Below are 17,235 nucleotides of genomic sequence, written 5' to 3' on the forward strand. Positions count from 1 at the left end.
CCAAACTTTATTAAAACTGTTGTCCAATGATAAAGTGCGTTTCCCAACCATTCTTTTGTGTTAGTCCCGGTAACGCATCGAATCCGTATCCGAAATCGATTCCTAATAAACCGAATGCCGGCATGAATACTCGTAATCCGAATCCGGCAGAACGTTTCAGGTCAAACGGATTATAGGATTTGAATGAATCAAATGAAGCACCGGCTTCCAGGAATGTTAATCCGTAAATTGAAGCTGATGGATTCATGGTAATCGGGTATCGTAATTCTAATGAGAACTTGTTGTAAATGGTTCCTCCGGATTGTTGTCCTTTTTGAGAACCTTCCTGAATGATCGGAGTTAAGGATTGATTCGGGTATCCGCGTAACTGAATTACCTCACGTCCGTCCATCGAGAAGTTAGCTAATCCGTCACCACCTAAATAGAAACGCTCAAACGGTACTAATCCTCTGGATTGGTTGTAAGCTCCAAGGAAACCGAATTCTCCTAAAGAACGCAATACTAATTTGTTATAAATTGTTGTATACCAATCGGCTTTGAATTTTACTTTGTAATATTCCAACCAATTAAATTTCTTTTGATCTACTAAAGACTGATCAGCAGCTGCATCTCTGAAATTAGTTACCGGGTTACCGTTTGAATCAATATAAGAACCTGATGGTACAAAAATATTGTTTGAGTTCAGATATCCGGCACCGTTATTTTTCAATTTATAGGCTTCCTGATTTCCTAAATCACCGTAATCTACTCCGTTAAATAACGAGTAAGGTAAGGTAAATTTTCCAGAAATACTAAATTCTGAACCATAAGTTGGGAAAATCGGGTTGAAACCTTTACTGTTACGACTTAAACCAATTGTATAGGTAAGGTTTTTAGATGATCCGTTACCAAATGTAAATAATCCTGTGTTATAATTGTTCAAATCATAATATTGGAAACTCACAACGTGCGATAATTGGAAATAATCATCCGGGATTGTAAGACGTTTTGCTAAACCAACTGATAAAGTTGTAATGTTGAAACTTTGGCTACGAGTTACATCACGTGTCTGGTAGTTGTATAAAAACTGTTTACTGTGTGAAATCGAAGTCGAGAAACTCACCGGTTTTTTACCACCTAACCATGGCTCCTGGAAGGAAATACTGTAGGTTTGGAAATAGGTACTACCTTGTAAACGTAATGACATCTTTTGTCCGTCACCCATTGGTAATGGACGATAAGCGTTTTTATTAAATATATTTTTAATGGAGAAGTTATTGAAAGATAATCCCAGAGTTCCGATGAAACCACCTCCACCGTAACCACCTTGTAATTCTACCTGGCTGGATCCTTTTTCAACTACGCTCCATTCCACGTCAACACTTCCGGTTGCAGGATCGGCGTTTTTCACTTCCGGACGGATTGCTTCCGGATCAAAGAATTGTAAAGCTCCTAAGTCACGGATAGTACGGATTACATCTTGTTTGTTCCATTTTTGTCCCGGACGTGTACGCAACTCACGATAGATAACATAATCGTTTGTTTTATCATTTCCTTTTACGGTAACATTGTTGAAATAAGCAATCGGACCTTCTACAATTCGGATTTCGAAATCGATAGTATCGTTTGCTGTACGTACTTCAACAGGGTTGATGTTCGAGAACAGGTAACCGTTGTTCTGATACAGGTTGGTAAGATCTTCTGCATCCGGACTTTTCTTGTTCGCAATACGTTCCTGAAGTATTTTTCCGTTGTATACGTCACCTCTGTTGATTCCTAATAGTCGTCTTAACTCACGATCGGTATGAACCGTGTTTCCAAGGAAACGGATGTCACCGAAATAGTAACGTTTTCCTTCTTCAACATTTAGTTTGATGGCTACGGTATTATTGTCTTTGTTATAGGTTACTGTGTCCGAAGTGATTCGGGCGTCACGGTATCCTTTTTCCTTATATTTCTCGACTACTGAAGTTAAATCTTCTTTGTATTTGTCTTTGATGTATTTTGAAGATTTGAAAAGACGCATCGGGTTAAACGGACTTTTAATCTTAGTGTTACTCATCGCCTTCCGTATTTTGGAAGCAGACATCATATGGTTTCCGGTAATTTCGATATCGGAAACTTTTACTTTTTTGCCTTTATCTACAAGAATAACCATGTTTACATGATTGTCGGTTGAGTCGGTGGCAATGGTGTTAATGGTTACTTTAGTGTTAAAATAACCGTCTTTTTTATATTTGTTTTCGATGTAGTTACGTGTAGTAGTCAGTAAGTTTTCATTAACCACTTTCCCTTTTTTAAGGTCGTTGTCTTTAATGAATTCTTCACTTTTTCCTTTTTTAACACCGGTGAATTTTACATCCTGTAGTTTTGGTAATTCGTGAATGCTTAATTCCAGGAAGATACTGTCTCCTTGTATTTTATTGAAATATACGTTGATGTCGTTGAATAACCCAAGCTTCCAAAGTTTTTTGATCGCATTACTGATGTCTTCACCCGGAACGCTAATCATTTGTCCTTTTTCCAAACCGGAAAAGGTAACAACTGTCTGTTCGTTATAACTGATTTTACCGGTAACATTTACTCCTCCTAGTATGTATTGGCGACCTGTTTCAGGTCCGGTATGCTGTTCCTGAGCATTTATTTTGGAAATATTTCCTAAAATTAAAATGGCAAAAAGTAGTTGTATTCCTTTTTGAAGCATTGGTGAATTATTTAATTTGTTCGCTTGTTTTTCCAAATCTACGTTCTCTTTTTTGATAGCTGATGATTGCTTCATATAAATCTTTTTCTCTAAAATCAGGCCATAATACGTCAGTAAAGTAGAACTCGGCATAAGCAATTTGCCATAACAAAAAGTTGCTTATACGGTGTTCTCCGCTTGTTCTGATTACTAGGTCTACATCGGGTAAATTATGCGTGTAAAGATGCTGATTTATAATTGATTCATCAATATGGGCTGATGAAATTATATTATTTTTAACTTTATCACAGATGTTTTTTACAGCAGAGACAATTTCTTCGCGTGAACCGTAGCTTAATGCCAGTGTTAGCGTCATTCTGTCGTTGTCCTGTGTTTTTTCGATTACTTCAAAAAGTTCCCTGCGTACGGATTCCGGTAAATGCTGAATTGAACCGATGCAGTTTAATCGGATTTTATTTTTCTGTAATGTAGGAAGTTCGCTTTTCAGAGACTTAACAAGGAGTTTCATTAGTGTCTCTACTTCAACTTTTGGACGGTTCCAGTTTTCAGTTGAAAAAGCGTAAAGAGTAAGATATTCAATCCCTAATTTGGCACAACATTCAACGGTTGTTCGCACCGATTTGGTCCCGTTTTCATGGCCAAAGGCACGAAGCATTCCTTTCTGTTTTGCCCAACGACCGTTACCATCCATAATGATGGCTAAATGTTTGGGAAGGTTCTCTTTATTAATTGTATTTTCTAAATCCATTTATTTATTCTGCACAAAAACATGGGTTTTGACCAAACGTATACGTTAAGGTGATCCCTGAAAAAATATACCAGTCGTTACTGTTTAGATTCCCGAACTGCAATCGTTTGAACTGATCGTTTTTTGGATTGCTTCCGTCTAAATTGTCTGTAAATGTATAACGTGCACCTACTTCAAGCCCGAGAATAAAATGATCCGTCAACCTGGTTTTGATCCCGGCAATAATCGGGATAGCAAAGGCATTTCGGGAATCATCTGTACGGGTTTTGCCGTTTAATACATACAATTCATCATAGCGGAACAAGCTTACTCCGGTTGTAATATAAGGAGTAGTCATTGGCCCGGAATTATGTAAATCGAAATCAAAAAAGTTGAATTCGAGTGCTAAAGATAATTCTTTTACGGAATTTTCAAAGCTGTAACCCCGGTCTCTTCTTCCGGAAACCTTCGAATCGGCATCACTTCCGCTTATTTTTCCCTGAGTATAAGAAATTCTGTACGAGTGTCTTGTGCTACGGTTCCATTTGTATAAAATTCCGAAGCTAAAATCTTTTGGAGCAATGTAATTGGTTGGCCCCACGTCTCCTACATAGTTGCTTCCGCCTAAAAAAAGACCCAGCTCATTAATCTGAGCATGCGAATTTGTATAGGTAAATACCAGTAAAAATGCAATAAGGATTCGACTCATTTTTCTAAAATAGTGTGCAAATATAATAATATTGATTTCTAAACCATTTAATTGCGCGTTTTTTCAGCTATTTTTTGATTAGCGGCAGTTAGGCATAGAACAATAGAACGATATAAAACGGTTTCTAGTATGACTTCAATTTCAAAAAAAAGGTTTAATTTCTTTTGTCTTCGCCCCAAAGAAGTTTGTTGCGTAATGTTTTTAAGAAGCCTTCTTCCGGAAACTCAACCATATTTATGGTAAAAGGTGCCTTTTTGATATGAATCTCCGTTTCGTTGTCAATTGCTTTGGTGCCGGAGTCTAACGATACAAGGAATTGCGGTTCTCTGCCGGAGACTTTAAGCTTGATTTCAGTTTCATCTGAAATAATCAAAGGGCGTACATTTAAATTATGTGGTGCTATAGGAGTTATGATGATGCATTTTACATCCGGAGTAATCACCGGACCACCGCAACTTAGCGAATAACCGGTAGATCCGGTTGGAGTGGAAATAATCAGTCCGTCTGCCCAATAAGAAGTAAGGTATTCTCCGTTCAGACAGGTTTCAATTGTGATCATCGAAGTTGTGTCTTTTCGGGAAACTGTAATTTCGTTTAATGCAAAATTAAGATCGTAAATGTTACATTCTTCCGGATAACATTCCAGACTTAATAAAGAGCGTTGCGAAATTTTATATTTCTTTTCAAATAGTAACGGAAGTAAATGTTCAATCGCGTCTTGCTGTACATTCGCTAAAAAACCCAGACGCCCGGCATTGATGCCGACTATCGGAATGTTTTTATTTTTTACAAAAGTAGCAGCACGCAACATCGTACCGTCGCCACCGATACTGATAAAAAAGTCAACGGAACTATCGAGTTGGGTGTGGTTGGAAAATGTAGGAAATGACGTAGTTATGATTCCTTTTTCCAGTAATATCGTATGAAAGTCGGTTTCAAAAACCACCTCAGTTTCGTAGTTTTTAAAAACATCAAAAACTTTATGGATAATCTCTTCAGTGTTTTTTTGATAGTAATAACCGTAAATTGCTATTTTCATACGTGTGTTTTAAATGTTTAAATATTTATCCAGATAATCCGATCGGTCTTTTAGATTGTTCAGGTAAGCATCTTCCTGATGTTCGGAAACTATTTCATAATTGTAACGGCGGAAAGTCTGAATGATTTCGTTTAATCCGCCCAAACTGATTTTGATGGTAATCTGAACGCGATCCAGATCGGCTTTAGAAATGAATAAGCCTAAGATACGTGCATTGTTGGTTTCAACGATCTGACTGATTTCACTCATGCTGTATTCCGCTGCTCCTTTTTCGACAATAAGAATACCGCCTTCTTCTCTTAAAAACGGAGTTTCATGGAAAAAACGAATGATATCATCCATCTCATAATAGCCCAGATAGTTATTATCGTGGTCTAATACAGGTATCAGATTGGCTTCGTTTTTAGCAAAAACTTCCAGAACATCAAGCCACATCGTGTCTTTACGAACAAAAAAACGTTCGAAAGTATAACGGAAATCACCGATTTTCATGTCGTGATCCAGCAATTCCACATCATGGGCTCCGATACAGCCTATGTAGATACCGTTCTCAACGATAGGAAAGTGGCTGTAAGGGAATTCCAGGAAAAGATCCTGAGCGGTTTCAATGCTTTCATCGGTGTGAAGCGGATTGATTTCCTTAATGATATAGTCTGAAATTTCAGTCATGGGAAGAGTGTCTTAAATCGAATGCAAAATAATCAAAAAATAGGACATTACCGCTTAATTATACTTTGTATTTTTGTGGGAAAATAGTTTGATTATGACAAAGCTTTCGGTAAATATCAATAAAATAGCGACTTTACGAAATTCAAGAGGTGGGAATGTGCCGGACCTGTTACAGGTAGCAAGAGATATTCAGAAATTTGGCGGAGAGGGAATCACTGTTCACCCAAGACCGGACGAACGCCATATTCGTTATCAGGATGCACGTGATTTAGTTGCGGTTGTTCATACAGAATATAATATTGAAGGGAATCCGGTAAAGAAATTTATGGATCTTGTATTGGAAACCAAGCCTACTCAGGTGACATTGGTTCCGGATGCAGATGACGCGTTAACGTCAAATGCGGGGTGGGATACCATAAAACACAAGGATTTTTTAAAAGAAGTGATTGCCGAGTTTAAGCGAAATGGGATTCGTACTTCAATTTTTGTAGATCCTGTTTTGGAGATGGTGGCCGGAGCTAAAGAAACCGGAACAGATCGTATCGAATTGTATACCGAGGAGTTCGCCCATCAATATGGATTGGGTAACTTAAAAGGAATTGAACCTTATGCGGCGGCGGCGGCAATGGCTACTGAGCTGGAACTGGGTGTAAATGCCGGACACGATTTGAGTCTGGATAATATTAAATTCTTTAAAGAAAATATTCCGGGATTGTTAGAAGTTTCCATCGGGCATGCATTGATTTCTGAATCCATCTATCTGGGTTTGGAAAATGTAGTGAATATGTATTTACAAAGATTAAAGTAATGGGATTGTATTCGAGAATTGAAGGAAAAGGAAAGCCGCTTTTAATTATTCACGGTTTCCTGGGGATGTCAGATAATTGGAAAACACTTGGAACTCAGTTTGCGGCCGAAGGATATGAAGTACATGCGCTGGATATGCGGAATCACGGAAAGAGTTTTCATTCGGATGCATTCAGCTATCAGCTAATGGCGGAAGATGTGTGTCAATATTGTCAGGAGCATAATCTGATGCATATCGATCTTTTGGGACATTCAATGGGTGGTAAAGTGGCAATGCTGGTGGCGGTTAAATATCCGGATCTGGTTGATAAGCTTATTGTAGCCGATATTGGGCCGAAGCAATATGCACCGCATCATCAGGAAATTTTACAAGGTCTGAGTGCGGTCGATTTTTCTAAAAAGCCGGGAAGAGGAGAAGTGGAAGCTATCATTAGTAATTATATTCCTGATTTTGGGACAAGACAGTTTCTGTTGAAAAACCTGTATTGGGAAGAACCCGGGCAGTTAGCGTTTCGTTTTAATCTGAATGCTTTTGTAAAGAATCAGGAAGTGATAGGGGAATCTTTGCCGTATGACGGGTATTTCGGAAAGCCGGTTTTATTTTTAAAAGGTGAAAAATCCGGATATATTAAAAATGAAGACACTGAGCTGATTGAACATCATTTTCCTTTAGCGCAGCTTATAACGATTAAAAATGCAGGTCATTGGCTGCATGCTGAAAATCCTGCTGATTTTTTTGAGGCAGTAAATTCATTTCTAAAAGGTTAAAATTGAAGGGTTGTTAAAATATGGAAATAAATATTATGAGTGCATAATATTTTTCTTAAAAAAATTGTAAAATCCATATTTTGTTATAAATTTGATATATTCAATAATTGAATGTAAACAAATAAAACTAACACATTTTTAACTTATGAGAAAACTGCTATCTTTAACATTGTTAGCTTTGGCTTCCTCGAGTGCTTTTGCAGGCGGGTATCGTGTGAGCCTTCAAGGGCAGAAGCAATTAGCAATGGGACATACAGGAGTTGCTGTTGTGAATAGTGCAGAAGTATTGTTCTTCAATCCTGCCGGGATGTCTTATCTGAAAGATCGATTCAATGTCTCTGTAGGGGCTAATATTCTTACTGCAAAAACAAAATTCCAGAATGAAATGTACAACTGGAATGCTTCTACAACAAATACAGGAACCCCTTTCAATATTTATGCTTCTTATAGAATAACGGACTGGCTTTCTGCCGGATTAGCCGTTTATACACCATACGGTAGTGAGGTAGCATGGAATCAGGATTGGCAGGGTGCTCATTTAGTAAATAAAATTGACCTGAAATCATTTTACGTTCAGCCAACAATCTCCTTAAAAGTAAACGAATATTTTAGTGTAGGTGGTGGTCCTATCTATGTGAATGGTTCTGTTGAATTTAACAGAAACCTGTTCCGTGGAGATAATATTACCGATGCTAACGGAAATCGTCCTGATGTAACATTGGATGCTAAAGGGATCTCCGGATGGGGATATAATGTTGGTTTTATGTTTAACCCGACAAACAAAATGCGTTTAGGGGTTAACTATCGTTCAAAAATCGTAATGGAAGCCCGTGACGGAGATGCAACTTTCCACGATGTTCCGGCTTTTTTACAAGGAACTTTGACGAATACACAATTTAATGCTGATTTACCTTTGCCGGCTGAGTTAACAGCAGGTTTATCGTATCAGATTACCGATAAATTCCTTGTAGCTTTTGATATTAACAGAGCGATGTGGAGTGCTTATAAAGCTTTGGTGGTAGAGTTCGCTAACGGAGCGCCTACATCCAATAATCCTAGAAATTATAAAGATGCAACAACGTATAGAATCGGTGCGCAATACAAAGCAAACGAGAAATTTACGTTCAGAGCAGGATGGTATCATGATGAAAGTCCGGTTCAGGATGGATACTTTGCACCGGAAACACCAAGAAACAGTTCTATGGGGTATACAGGAGGTTTGACTTATCAAATCGGAAAACGTTTTGGTATCGACGTGTCATTCCTTTACTTGCATTTTGATGAAGTGGATAACAGTTATGACCACTATACAGAAGGTGCTAATCAAAATGTTAGTTTTGGTGGAACTTATAAATCATCTGTGTTTTCACCAGGTTTGGGTGTAACATATAGTTTCTAATCTTTTTATCGGATCTATTATGAAAAATAAATTTATATATTTTGCAGTTTTGGCAGCGATGGGATTAGCGTCCTGTGAGCCGGAATTTGAAAATGAAGTTTCGAATGCAAGTTATTCGGCAGGAGAAGCGGATTTCAGTTCATATGTTGCTATCGGGAATTCCCTGACTTCTGGTTACATGGACGGTACTGTGTCAAGAGTGGGACAGCAATATTCGTTTCCTAATATCTTAGCGCATCAGTTTGCTGTAGTTGGCGGTGGTGAGTTTACACAACCTTCTTATGAAGAAGATGTTAATAATTTGGGCGGGATCGCAGGTATCCCGGGATTTCCAAATCGTTTGGTTTTTAACTTGGCACCGAAAACTGATGGGAATGGAAATGTTATATATGACGCGGCCGGAAAACCGGTTCCGCAAGGCGTACAGCCTATTGCGGGAACGTCAACAGTTACGTTGATACAACAGGCAAAAGCATATAATAATATGGGCGTGCCCGGAGCAAAAACGTTTCACCTGACTTTACAGGGATATGGAAATCCGGCTAATTTATCAATGCAAACTGCTAACCCGTATTTTGTTCGATTTGCAATGACACCTAATTCTACTGTTATTGGTGATGCGATGACAAAAAATCCAACTTTCTTTACGAATTGGATCGGGAATAATGATGTTTTAGGATATGCTACCAATGGTGGAGCAGGTTCTACTTCTGGGATAGGTTCAGCTGATATTACACCTTCTGCGGTATTCTCGGCTTCGTATAATGCAATAATTGCTGCGCTAACTTCCGGAGGAGCAAAAGGTGTTGTGGCTACAATTCCGGCTGTTACTGCTATTCCGTTTTTTACAACAGTTCCTTATAATCCATTAACTGCTGCGGCTGTTGCAAGTGCGCCGGATCCTACAGGTGCGGGAGCTATTCAACAGCTAAATACGCAATTGTACGGACCGTTAAAACAAGCACTAACTGCTTTTGGAGCAGGAGATCGTATCAATTTGCTTACAGCAACGGGTAAAAATCCGCTTTTGATTAAAGATGAAACTCTGACAAATCTTGCACCACAATTAACAGCAGCTTTTACGCCTACATTAGGGCCGACTTTGGCAGCACAATACGGGCAGATTTTCGGACAGGCAAGACAAACAACTAATAATGATTTAATCTTGTTAACGACTAGTAGTGTTATCGGAACGGCTCCGGCTGGAATCCCGGCGCCATTGAATAAATATGGTGTTACTTATCCGCTAGAAGATAAACACGTTTTGATTCCTTCAGAAAAGACAGCGATTGCTTCTGCAACTTCTGATTTTAATGCAATTATCAGAGCGGCAGCGCAATCTAAAAACTTAGCTGTTGCCGATATGAATGCAATTATGAATCAATTAGCCGGTGGGCTAAGAGTAGAGGATGGACAAGTTTATACGGCAAGTTATTTTGACGGTACGAATGCTAATACAGTATTGTTCTCCCTTGATGGTGTGCATCCGAATCCGAGAGGTTATGCGATCATAGCAAATGAAGTGATTAAAGTGATTAATACACATTATAATGCAAAACTACCGTTGGTTAGTGGTGGTACCTATCCGGGTATAACGATTGTGACTACGAATCAATAATAAATAATAAGAGTACACTGTGAAAAAAGCACTGATTTTTCAGTGCTTTTTTATATTTTTATAACACTAAATAAAATATTATAGTATGAATTTACTTATTAGACTCCTGATTACGACCATTCTGGTGGTGGTTATAGCAAATTTTTTACCGGGAATTTCTGTAGATAGTATTAAAACGGCTCTTATTGTAGCGGTGGTATTAGCTTTGCTGAATACATTTTTAAAACCGATACTCGTGTTTTTTACCCTGCCTGTTACGGTAATAACGTTAGGATTGTTTTTGTTAGTGATCAATGCTGTGATGATTTTAATTTGTGATTATCTGATCGATGGATTCGAAGTGAAATCATTTATTAACGCCTTATTTTTTAGTATTGTGCTTTCAGTTTGTCAGTGGATACTGAATCTTTTTGTGAAAGACTAAAGTAGAAAACAGGATTTAAAAGATATTTTTTAGCTTATTGAGATACAATAAGTTAAAAACTTGGATGGGTTGTAAAAAATATATAATTTTGCAACCCAATTTTAGTATGTAAAAAATAAAATAATGAATATTACAAGAAACAATGTTGATGCATTAAATGCGATTGTAACAGTTGAAGTTACGAAAGAAGACTACACCGGTCAGGTTCAGAAAGTTTTAGCAGATTATCGCAAAAATGCTAGTATTCCTGGTTTCAGAAAAGGTGCTGTACCAATGAGTTTAATCGAAAAACAGTACGGGAAAGCCGTTCTTCTTGATGAAGTAAATAAATTGTTGCAAAATTCATTAAACGATTATTTAGTTGAAGAAAAATTAGATATCCTTGGAAATCCGCTTCCTAAAGTTACGGAAGATTTCGATTGGGATACTGAAGATTATAAATTTGAGTTCGAATTAGGACTTGCTCCTGAATTCACAGTTGACTTAGGCGCTAAAAACAAAATCACAAAATTCAACATTACTGTTGATGACAAAATGTTAGAGGAGCAGGTTGAACGTATCCAAAAACAATACGGAAAATTGGTTTCTAAAGAAAGCGTTGAAGAAGGTGACGATTTAAGAGGTACTTTCTCTAACGAAGAAAAAGGAATCAACAATACCGTAAATATTACTTTGGATATCTTCAAAGATAAAAAAGCGATCAAAAAATTCATCGGTAAAAAAGTAGGTGATGTTGTAGCTTTAAGTACTAAAGGTTTGTTTGATGACGATCACAAACTAATGGATTACTTAAAAGTAGATCACGATGATGTACATGGTTTAGATATCGAAGTGAACTTCACAATTGAAGAGATCAATACTTCTGAGAAAGCTGAAATCAATCAGGAATTATTAGATAAATTATTCGGTGCAGGAATCGTTTCTTCAGTTGAAGAATTGAAAGAGAAAATCAAAGAAGATGCTGATAAGCAATTTGAAACTCAGGCTGATCAGAAATTCTTAAATGATGTAACGGAATTCTTAATCGAAAATACAAAATTCGAATTACCGGCTGAATTCCTAAAAAAATGGATTCAGACAGTAGGTGAAAACCCGTTAACTGCTGAGCAGGCTGAAGAAGAATATGCAAAATCTGAAAAAGGATTACGTTATCAGTTAATCGAAAGTAAAGTTATCGTTGAGAACAATTTACAGATCACTTTCGAAGACTTAAAAGCGTTCACGGCTGACTTAATCAAAAAGCAAATGGCGCAATTCGGACAAATGGATCCGTCTGATGCTGAGGTTGAAAATATCGTAGCAAGAGTATTGTCAAATCAGGAAGAAGTTAAACGTATTTCTGAGCAGGTAATGAACCAAAAGTTACTAAATGTATTCAAAGAAAAAGTTTCGGCAAAAACTAAAGAAGTTTCTTACCAAGACTTTATTAAAGAAATGTACGGAGAATAAATTGTAGTAAAAAAATAAGTATATTTGAGCGTCAGACAAATTTGTCTGACGCTCTTTTTTAATTATAAACAAAAATTGTACTATGAATTACGGAAAAGAATTTGAAAAATATGCTACCAGACACCATGGTATTAATAGCATGTACTATGATAAAATTGTAAGTAGTATGACACCATATATCATAGAAGAACGCCAGATGAATGTCGCTTCTATGGACGTTTTCTCCCGTTTGATGATGGATCGTATCATCTTTTTGGGAACGGCTATCGATGATTATGTGGCCAATATTATCCAGGCGCAATTGCTATTTCTGGAAAGTGTAGATGCTTCTAAAGATATTAGTATTTACATCAATTCACCGGGTGGAGGTGTATATGCCGGTTTAGGAATATACGATACCATGCAATTGGTAAAACCGGATGTGGCTACAATCTGTACCGGAATTGCCGCTTCTATGGGAGCTGTTTTATTATGTGCCGGAGCCGACGGAAAACGTTCTGCGTTACCACACTCCCGAGTAATGATTCACCAACCGCTAGGAGGAGCGCAAGGTCAGGCTTCTGATATCGAAATTACAACGAGAGAAATCTTAAAACTGAAAACGGAGTTATACGAAATCATTTCAAAACACTCAAAACAGCCAATGGAAAAAGTACACCATGACAGTGACCGTGATTACTGGATGATTGCACATGAGGCAAAAGAGTACGGAATGATCGATGAAGTATTAATAAGACAATAATTTTTTTGAAGATGCTTCCCGGCATCTTCACTTTTTAAGAGAATAAAAATGGCTAAAGAAGTATTAGAGTGTTCTTTTTGTGGAAGAAAAAAGCCAGAAACAAATCTGCTGATTGCCGGAATCAACGCACATATCTGTGATCGTTGTATCGAACAGGCACATGGAATTGTTTTAGAAGAATTAAAACAGCATGAAAATTCAGGGTTATTGGCCGATTTGGTACTAAGTAAACCCAAAGAGATCCGTTCGTTCCTGGATCAATATGTGATCGGACAGGAACAAACCAAAAAAGTTTTGTCTGTTGCTGTATACAATCATTATAAGCGTTTGTTGCAGAAACAGTTGGATGATGAGGTTGAAATCGAAAAGAGTAACATCATTATGGTGGGGCAGACCGGTACTGGTAAGACATTAGTGGCCAAAACCATCGCAAAAATGTTAAATGTGCCTTTAGCGATTGTAGATGCTACTGTGTTGACGGAAGCCGGTTATGTAGGAGAAGATGTGGAAAGTATTTTAACTCGTCTTTTACAGGCAGCCGATTATGACGTGGCTAAAGCGGAACGCGGTATTGTGTTTATTGATGAGATCGATAAGATCGCACGTAAAAGTGATAACCCGTCTATTACCCGTGATGTTTCCGGTGAAGGTGTACAACAGGCACTTCTGAAATTATTGGAAGGAACGGTAGTGAATGTCCCGCCAAAAGGAGGACGTAAACACCCGGATCAAAAATTTGTTGAAGTCAACACGCAAAACATCCTTTTTATTGCCGGAGGTGCTTTTGATGGTATTGAACGTATTATTTCAAAACGACTTAATCATCAGGCGGTAGGATATACTGCCTCTAAAAATGCCGATCAGGTTGATAAAAGTAATCTGTTACAATATATCATTCCGAAAGATATTAAGGATTTCGGTTTGATTCCGGAAATTATCGGACGTTTACCGGTATTAACGCATATGGATCCTTTGGATCGCGATACATTACGCGCTATTTTAACAGAACCTAAAAATGCATTGGTAAAACAGTATAAAAAGCTTTTTGCAATGGATGATGTCGCGTTTTCGATTACTGATGATGCGTTGGATTTTATCGTAGATAAGGCTTTGGAGTATAAATTAGGAGCCAGAGGATTGCGATCATTATGTGAGGCCATCTTAACCGATGCGATGTATGAATTACCGGGATCAGACGAAAAAGAACTGATTATCGATAAAAAATATGCAGAACATTCACTGGATAAAAACTTACTGCAACGATTAAAAGCAGTATCATAAAAAAGGGCAATCAATTTGATTGCCCTTTTTTATGATATCTGACAGGTTTTTAAAACCTGTCAGATATTGTTTATTATTTCTTCACGATCAGGAATTCTGATCTTCTGTTTTTAGCGTGTTCTTCTTCCGTACAGTTATCACCACAGTTTACTTTCGGCTCACTTTCTCCGTAACCTTTTCCGGAGATTCTGTCCTTAGTAATTCCTTTAGAGATTACATATTGTACTGTAGATTTTGCACGACGATCTGATAAATTCATGTTGTATTTATCGCTACCTCTGCTATCAGTGTGCGATTTAACCATGATTACCATTGCCGGGTTATTTTTCATTACCTGAACTAATTTGTCTAACTCAAAAGCACCCTGTTGGGTAATGTTGCTCTTGTCGTATTCAAAATAGATATCATTTAAGATAACTTCAGTTTCCGTAACAATAACATCGATCGGCTGTAAGTCGGCGCTAACGTTAACGATACCTCCTTTGGTTTTATTAACCGGGAAAGTATTGCTTTCATAACCGTCTTTGGCTACCTGAATCGTGTAAGCTTTATCACATTCTACAGCATACGATACTGTACCGTCTGCTTCGGTTGTTTTAGTAGAGATGATGTTGTTCTTCTCGTCTAAGATTGCCACACGTGCTCCGGATAATTTCGCTCCGGTCTTAGCATCACGAACCAACGAAACTACTTCAACACCACAAACCGGAATCGCCATATAGATGTTGTCTACACCCGCACGATTACTCGATACAAATCCAATGTTTTTAGTCGTATTAAAACTAAATGCAAAATCATCTTTCTCCGAGTTCACCGGTTTTCCAACGTTAGTAGCATCCGTTCCTTTGTTTAAGTCGATCACATAAACATCCATTCCTCCAAAGCCCTGACGCGCATCTGATGAAAAGTATAATTTGTTATCATCTGTAATAAAAGGGAAACTCTCATTTCCTTCGGTATTGATCTTTTTACCCAGATTCTCCGGTGTTCCGTAAGTACCATCTGAGTTAATCGCTACTTTCCAGATATCCACTCCGCCAACCGAGCCCGGCATGTTCGAAGAGAAATACAAGGTTTTTCCGTCTTTACTTAAACTTGGGTTACTGGTAGAGTAATCCTTGCTGTTAAACGGAAGAGAAGTAATGTTACTCCATTGGCTTCCGTTTTTAGTCGCTTTAAATAAATTTACCTGTCCGAATTTCAGTTTCTGAGCTTTGTCTTTTTCAAACAAACCTTCCTTAAAACTCTCACTGGCAAAATACATCGTGTTACCATCAGCACTAATGGTAGCCGGTCCGTCATGGTATTTCGAGTTGATACTCTCTACCGGGGTAGGCTGACTAAAAGTACCGTCTGTATTGTAGGTAGCGCTGTATAAATCCAGGAACGGTTGTTCGTTCCATCCGTAGGTTTTACGGGAAGTGTTTCGGGCTGAGGCAAAATACAGGGTGTTGTCATTACTTAAAACCGCTCCGAAATCCGATTTATCACTATTGATATCCATGTTTTTGATATCAAAGGATTTCGCTTTTTCGTTCAGTTTCGGTAAATAATTCGGGTTTTGTTTAAACGCTACCGCACGCTGATCGTTGGGTGCCATACTGGCAAACTTCTGCATTTGTTTGTTCGCCTCATCGTATTTCCCCTCTGCCTTTAGCATTTGAGCATAACGATAATACGTCTCGGCATCCTGCTTCTCGCTGGTTGCTTTGGCATACCATTTACTGGCTTCTGATGCGTTGAATACATTGTAGTAACTGTCGGCCAGTTGTTTGTAAACGTATCCGTCAGCTTTGCCTTTGTCTACCAACTTGAGGTAGGCATCTGCTGCATCGACATACTCAAATCGATTAAAGAGTTTGTCGGCGCTTTGGGTGTCTTTGTTTTGTGCCGATAGTGTCGAACTAGCGATCACAAAACTTAAAGTGATATATAAATTCTTCATGTCTTAGGTCGCTTTTATATTAGAAATATCTCGGAGATCGGGACACTTTCTTAGAGAAGTTTACATCAAATAATAAGATAACTTCATGCGAAGAAGGTGTGGTTACTTTCAAATCAGATACGATGTGGTCATAGGCATAACCGATGCGAAGACTTGGCGTGATCGCATAATTTACCATCGCTCCGAAGGAATCATCCAATCGGTAAGTAGCTCCGATTTCGAATTTCTCATGAAACAGGAAATTGGTCGATACATCTAAGGAAGTCGGTGCATCGAATGCTGACTTCACCATAAAGAACGGTTTGAATTTAAGGTTCTCGTTCAAATCAAAGACATAACCCCCCGTTACAAAGTAGTGTTGGGTGTCTGATCCGAATTTACGACCGTTGTAATCCAAATACGTCGACTTTAACATGTTGGGTACCGATAAAGCTAAATAGTACTTCTGCGTATAGTAGAAAATACCCGATCCAACGTTAAAAAACGTGCGGCTGGTGTTCTCTGCAAAAGCAGGGTCATTGGCATCCGGTACAAACGGGCTTACATCCGATAGTAATCCTACTTTGTGGAAAGTCGCTCCTGCTTTTAATCCCAAAGCAAGTTTGTGCTCACCACCTAAGTTAAGTGTGTAGGAGAAATCCGCATAAACATTATTCTCCTTTACAGGACCGATCTTATCGGAAATAACGGAAAGTCCTAATCCGACATTCTTACCTACAGGACTGTGACCCGAAAAGGTAGCCGTAGACGGCGCGCCTTCCAAATCAACCCACTGCTTGCGGTACAACAATCCGAATGATAAAGTCTCCTTCGAACCGGCATAAGCCGGGTTGATGACGTTCATATTATACATGTACTGTGTATAATGCGGGTCTTGTTGTGCTGAGGCCTCATTTAATCCTATTAAGGCTAAAAAGGCGGTCAAATATATTTTCTTCATTGGTATACTGTTTGTAAATAAAGTCCCTGCCCGAT

Annotated in this window: 15 protein-coding genes; 8 read left to right on the forward strand and 7 right to left on the reverse strand. The window is 38.3% G+C overall.

The features are described from left to right. Positions 1–10 precede the first annotated feature (10 nt). The 5 genes from NOX80_RS05930 to NOX80_RS05950 all read right to left on the reverse strand — a co-directional run bounded on the left by NOX80_RS05930 (position 11) and on the right by NOX80_RS05950 (position 5,827). On the reverse strand, positions 11–2,758 hold the full coding sequence (locus NOX80_RS05930; RefSeq protein ID WP_256552393.1) for a BamA/OMP85 family outer membrane protein: 2,748 nt from the start codon (positions 2,756–2,758) through the stop codon (positions 11–13). Then, entirely contained in the window at positions 2,691–3,431 is a 741-nt protein-coding gene (locus tag NOX80_RS05935) for an isoprenyl transferase (protein WP_256552394.1), read from the reverse strand. Before NOX80_RS05935 ends, NOX80_RS05930 begins: the two co-directional genes overlap by 68 nt. Positions 3,432–3,435: 4 nt before the next feature. Continuing rightward, positions 3,436–4,119, reverse strand: a complete 684-nt coding sequence (porG, locus tag NOX80_RS05940) for a type IX secretion system protein PorG (RefSeq protein WP_256552395.1) — start codon at positions 4,117–4,119, stop codon at positions 3,436–3,438. A gap of 154 nt (positions 4,120–4,273) precedes the next feature. After that, a complete protein-coding gene (locus tag NOX80_RS05945) occupies positions 4,274–5,158 on the reverse strand; it encodes an NAD kinase (protein ID WP_256552396.1) in 885 nt (294 codons plus the stop codon). A gap of 9 nt (positions 5,159–5,167) precedes the next feature. Next, positions 5,168–5,827, reverse strand: coding sequence for a CBS domain-containing protein (locus NOX80_RS05950; RefSeq protein WP_256552397.1), 660 nt, complete (start codon positions 5,825–5,827; stop codon positions 5,168–5,170). Between the two features lie 94 nt (positions 5,828–5,921). Here NOX80_RS05950 and NOX80_RS05955 point away from each other — a divergent pair, with 94 nt between their 5' ends. The 8 genes from NOX80_RS05955 to clpX all read left to right on the forward strand — a co-directional run bounded on the left by NOX80_RS05955 (position 5,922) and on the right by clpX (position 14,315). After that, positions 5,922–6,635: a pyridoxine 5'-phosphate synthase gene (locus tag NOX80_RS05955; protein ID WP_256552398.1), complete on the forward strand. Its 714-nt coding sequence runs from the start codon at positions 5,922–5,924 to the stop codon at positions 6,633–6,635. Next, positions 6,635–7,402, forward strand: coding sequence for an alpha/beta fold hydrolase (locus NOX80_RS05960; protein WP_256552399.1), 768 nt, complete (start codon positions 6,635–6,637; stop codon positions 7,400–7,402). Before NOX80_RS05955 ends, NOX80_RS05960 begins: the two co-directional genes overlap by 1 nt. A 145-nt stretch (positions 7,403–7,547) precedes the next feature. Continuing rightward, complete coding sequence (locus NOX80_RS05965; protein ID WP_256552400.1) at positions 7,548–8,801, forward strand: OmpP1/FadL family transporter; 1,254 nt, start codon at positions 7,548–7,550, stop codon at positions 8,799–8,801. 19 nt (positions 8,802–8,820) lie between these two features. Next, on the forward strand, positions 8,821–10,419 hold the full coding sequence (locus NOX80_RS05970; RefSeq protein ID WP_256552401.1) for an SGNH/GDSL hydrolase family protein: 1,599 nt from the start codon (positions 8,821–8,823) through the stop codon (positions 10,417–10,419). An 85-nt stretch (positions 10,420–10,504) separates the two neighbouring features. Further along, positions 10,505–10,843: a phage holin family protein gene (locus tag NOX80_RS05975; RefSeq protein ID WP_256552402.1), complete on the forward strand. Its 339-nt coding sequence runs from the start codon at positions 10,505–10,507 to the stop codon at positions 10,841–10,843. A gap of 123 nt (positions 10,844–10,966) precedes the next feature. Continuing rightward, positions 10,967–12,292 (forward strand): trigger factor, encoded by a 1,326-nt coding sequence (gene tig, locus NOX80_RS05980; protein ID WP_256552403.1) that lies wholly within the window; start codon positions 10,967–10,969, stop codon positions 12,290–12,292. 82 nt (positions 12,293–12,374) lie between these two features. Next, the gene (gene clpP, locus NOX80_RS05985) at positions 12,375–13,034 is read left to right on the forward strand and encodes an ATP-dependent Clp endopeptidase proteolytic subunit ClpP (RefSeq protein WP_256552404.1); all 660 of its coding nucleotides are present in this window, start codon (positions 12,375–12,377) and stop codon (positions 13,032–13,034) included. 48 nt (positions 13,035–13,082) lie between these two features. After that, positions 13,083–14,315 (forward strand): ATP-dependent Clp protease ATP-binding subunit ClpX, encoded by a 1,233-nt coding sequence (clpX, locus tag NOX80_RS05990; protein ID WP_256552405.1) that lies wholly within the window; start codon positions 13,083–13,085, stop codon positions 14,313–14,315. Positions 14,316–14,388: 73 nt separating this feature from the next. Here the strand turns inward: clpX and NOX80_RS05995 are convergent, their stop codons facing one another. Continuing rightward, positions 14,389–16,260 carry an OmpA family protein gene (locus tag NOX80_RS05995; protein ID WP_256552023.1) on the reverse strand — a complete coding sequence of 624 codons (1,872 nt, stop codon included), beginning with the start codon at positions 16,258–16,260 and terminating at the stop codon, positions 14,389–14,391. A 19-nt stretch (positions 16,261–16,279) separates the two neighbouring features. Beyond that, positions 16,280–17,200: a PorP/SprF family type IX secretion system membrane protein gene (locus NOX80_RS06000; RefSeq protein ID WP_256552022.1), complete on the reverse strand. Its 921-nt coding sequence runs from the start codon at positions 17,198–17,200 to the stop codon at positions 16,280–16,282. Positions 17,201–17,235: the final 35 nt, after the last annotated feature.

Source organism: Flavobacterium cerinum (assembly GCF_024496085.1).
Taxonomy (GTDB): domain Bacteria; phylum Bacteroidota; class Bacteroidia; order Flavobacteriales; family Flavobacteriaceae; genus Flavobacterium; species Flavobacterium cerinum_A.

Coding starts and splice junctions, on each gene's coding strand:
- NOX80_RS05930 (WP_256552393.1), bottom strand. CDS start 2,758: ATGAAGCAATCATCAGCTATCAAAAAAGAGAACGTAGATTTGGAAAAA.
- NOX80_RS05935 (WP_256552394.1), bottom strand. CDS start 3,431: ATGGATTTAGAAAATACAATTAATAAAGAGAACCTTCCCAAACATTTA.
- porG (WP_256552395.1), bottom strand. CDS start 4,119: ATGAGTCGAATCCTTATTGCATTTTTACTGGTATTTACCTATACAAAT.
- NOX80_RS05945 (WP_256552396.1), bottom strand. CDS start 5,158: ATGAAAATAGCAATTTACGGTTATTACTATCAAAAAAACACTGAAGAG.
- NOX80_RS05950 (WP_256552397.1), bottom strand. CDS start 5,827: ATGACTGAAATTTCAGACTATATCATTAAGGAAATCAATCCGCTTCAC.
- NOX80_RS05955 (WP_256552398.1), top strand. CDS start 5,922: ATGACAAAGCTTTCGGTAAATATCAATAAAATAGCGACTTTACGAAAT.
- NOX80_RS05960 (WP_256552399.1), top strand. CDS start 6,635: ATGGGATTGTATTCGAGAATTGAAGGAAAAGGAAAGCCGCTTTTAATT.
- NOX80_RS05965 (WP_256552400.1), top strand. CDS start 7,548: ATGAGAAAACTGCTATCTTTAACATTGTTAGCTTTGGCTTCCTCGAGT.
- NOX80_RS05970 (WP_256552401.1), top strand. CDS start 8,821: ATGAAAAATAAATTTATATATTTTGCAGTTTTGGCAGCGATGGGATTA.
- NOX80_RS05975 (WP_256552402.1), top strand. CDS start 10,505: ATGAATTTACTTATTAGACTCCTGATTACGACCATTCTGGTGGTGGTT.
- tig (WP_256552403.1), top strand. CDS start 10,967: ATGAATATTACAAGAAACAATGTTGATGCATTAAATGCGATTGTAACA.
- clpP (WP_256552404.1), top strand. CDS start 12,375: ATGAATTACGGAAAAGAATTTGAAAAATATGCTACCAGACACCATGGT.
- clpX (WP_256552405.1), top strand. CDS start 13,083: ATGGCTAAAGAAGTATTAGAGTGTTCTTTTTGTGGAAGAAAAAAGCCA.
- NOX80_RS05995 (WP_256552023.1), bottom strand. CDS start 16,260: ATGAAGAATTTATATATCACTTTAAGTTTTGTGATCGCTAGTTCGACA.
- NOX80_RS06000 (WP_256552022.1), bottom strand. CDS start 17,200: ATGAAGAAAATATATTTGACCGCCTTTTTAGCCTTAATAGGATTAAAT.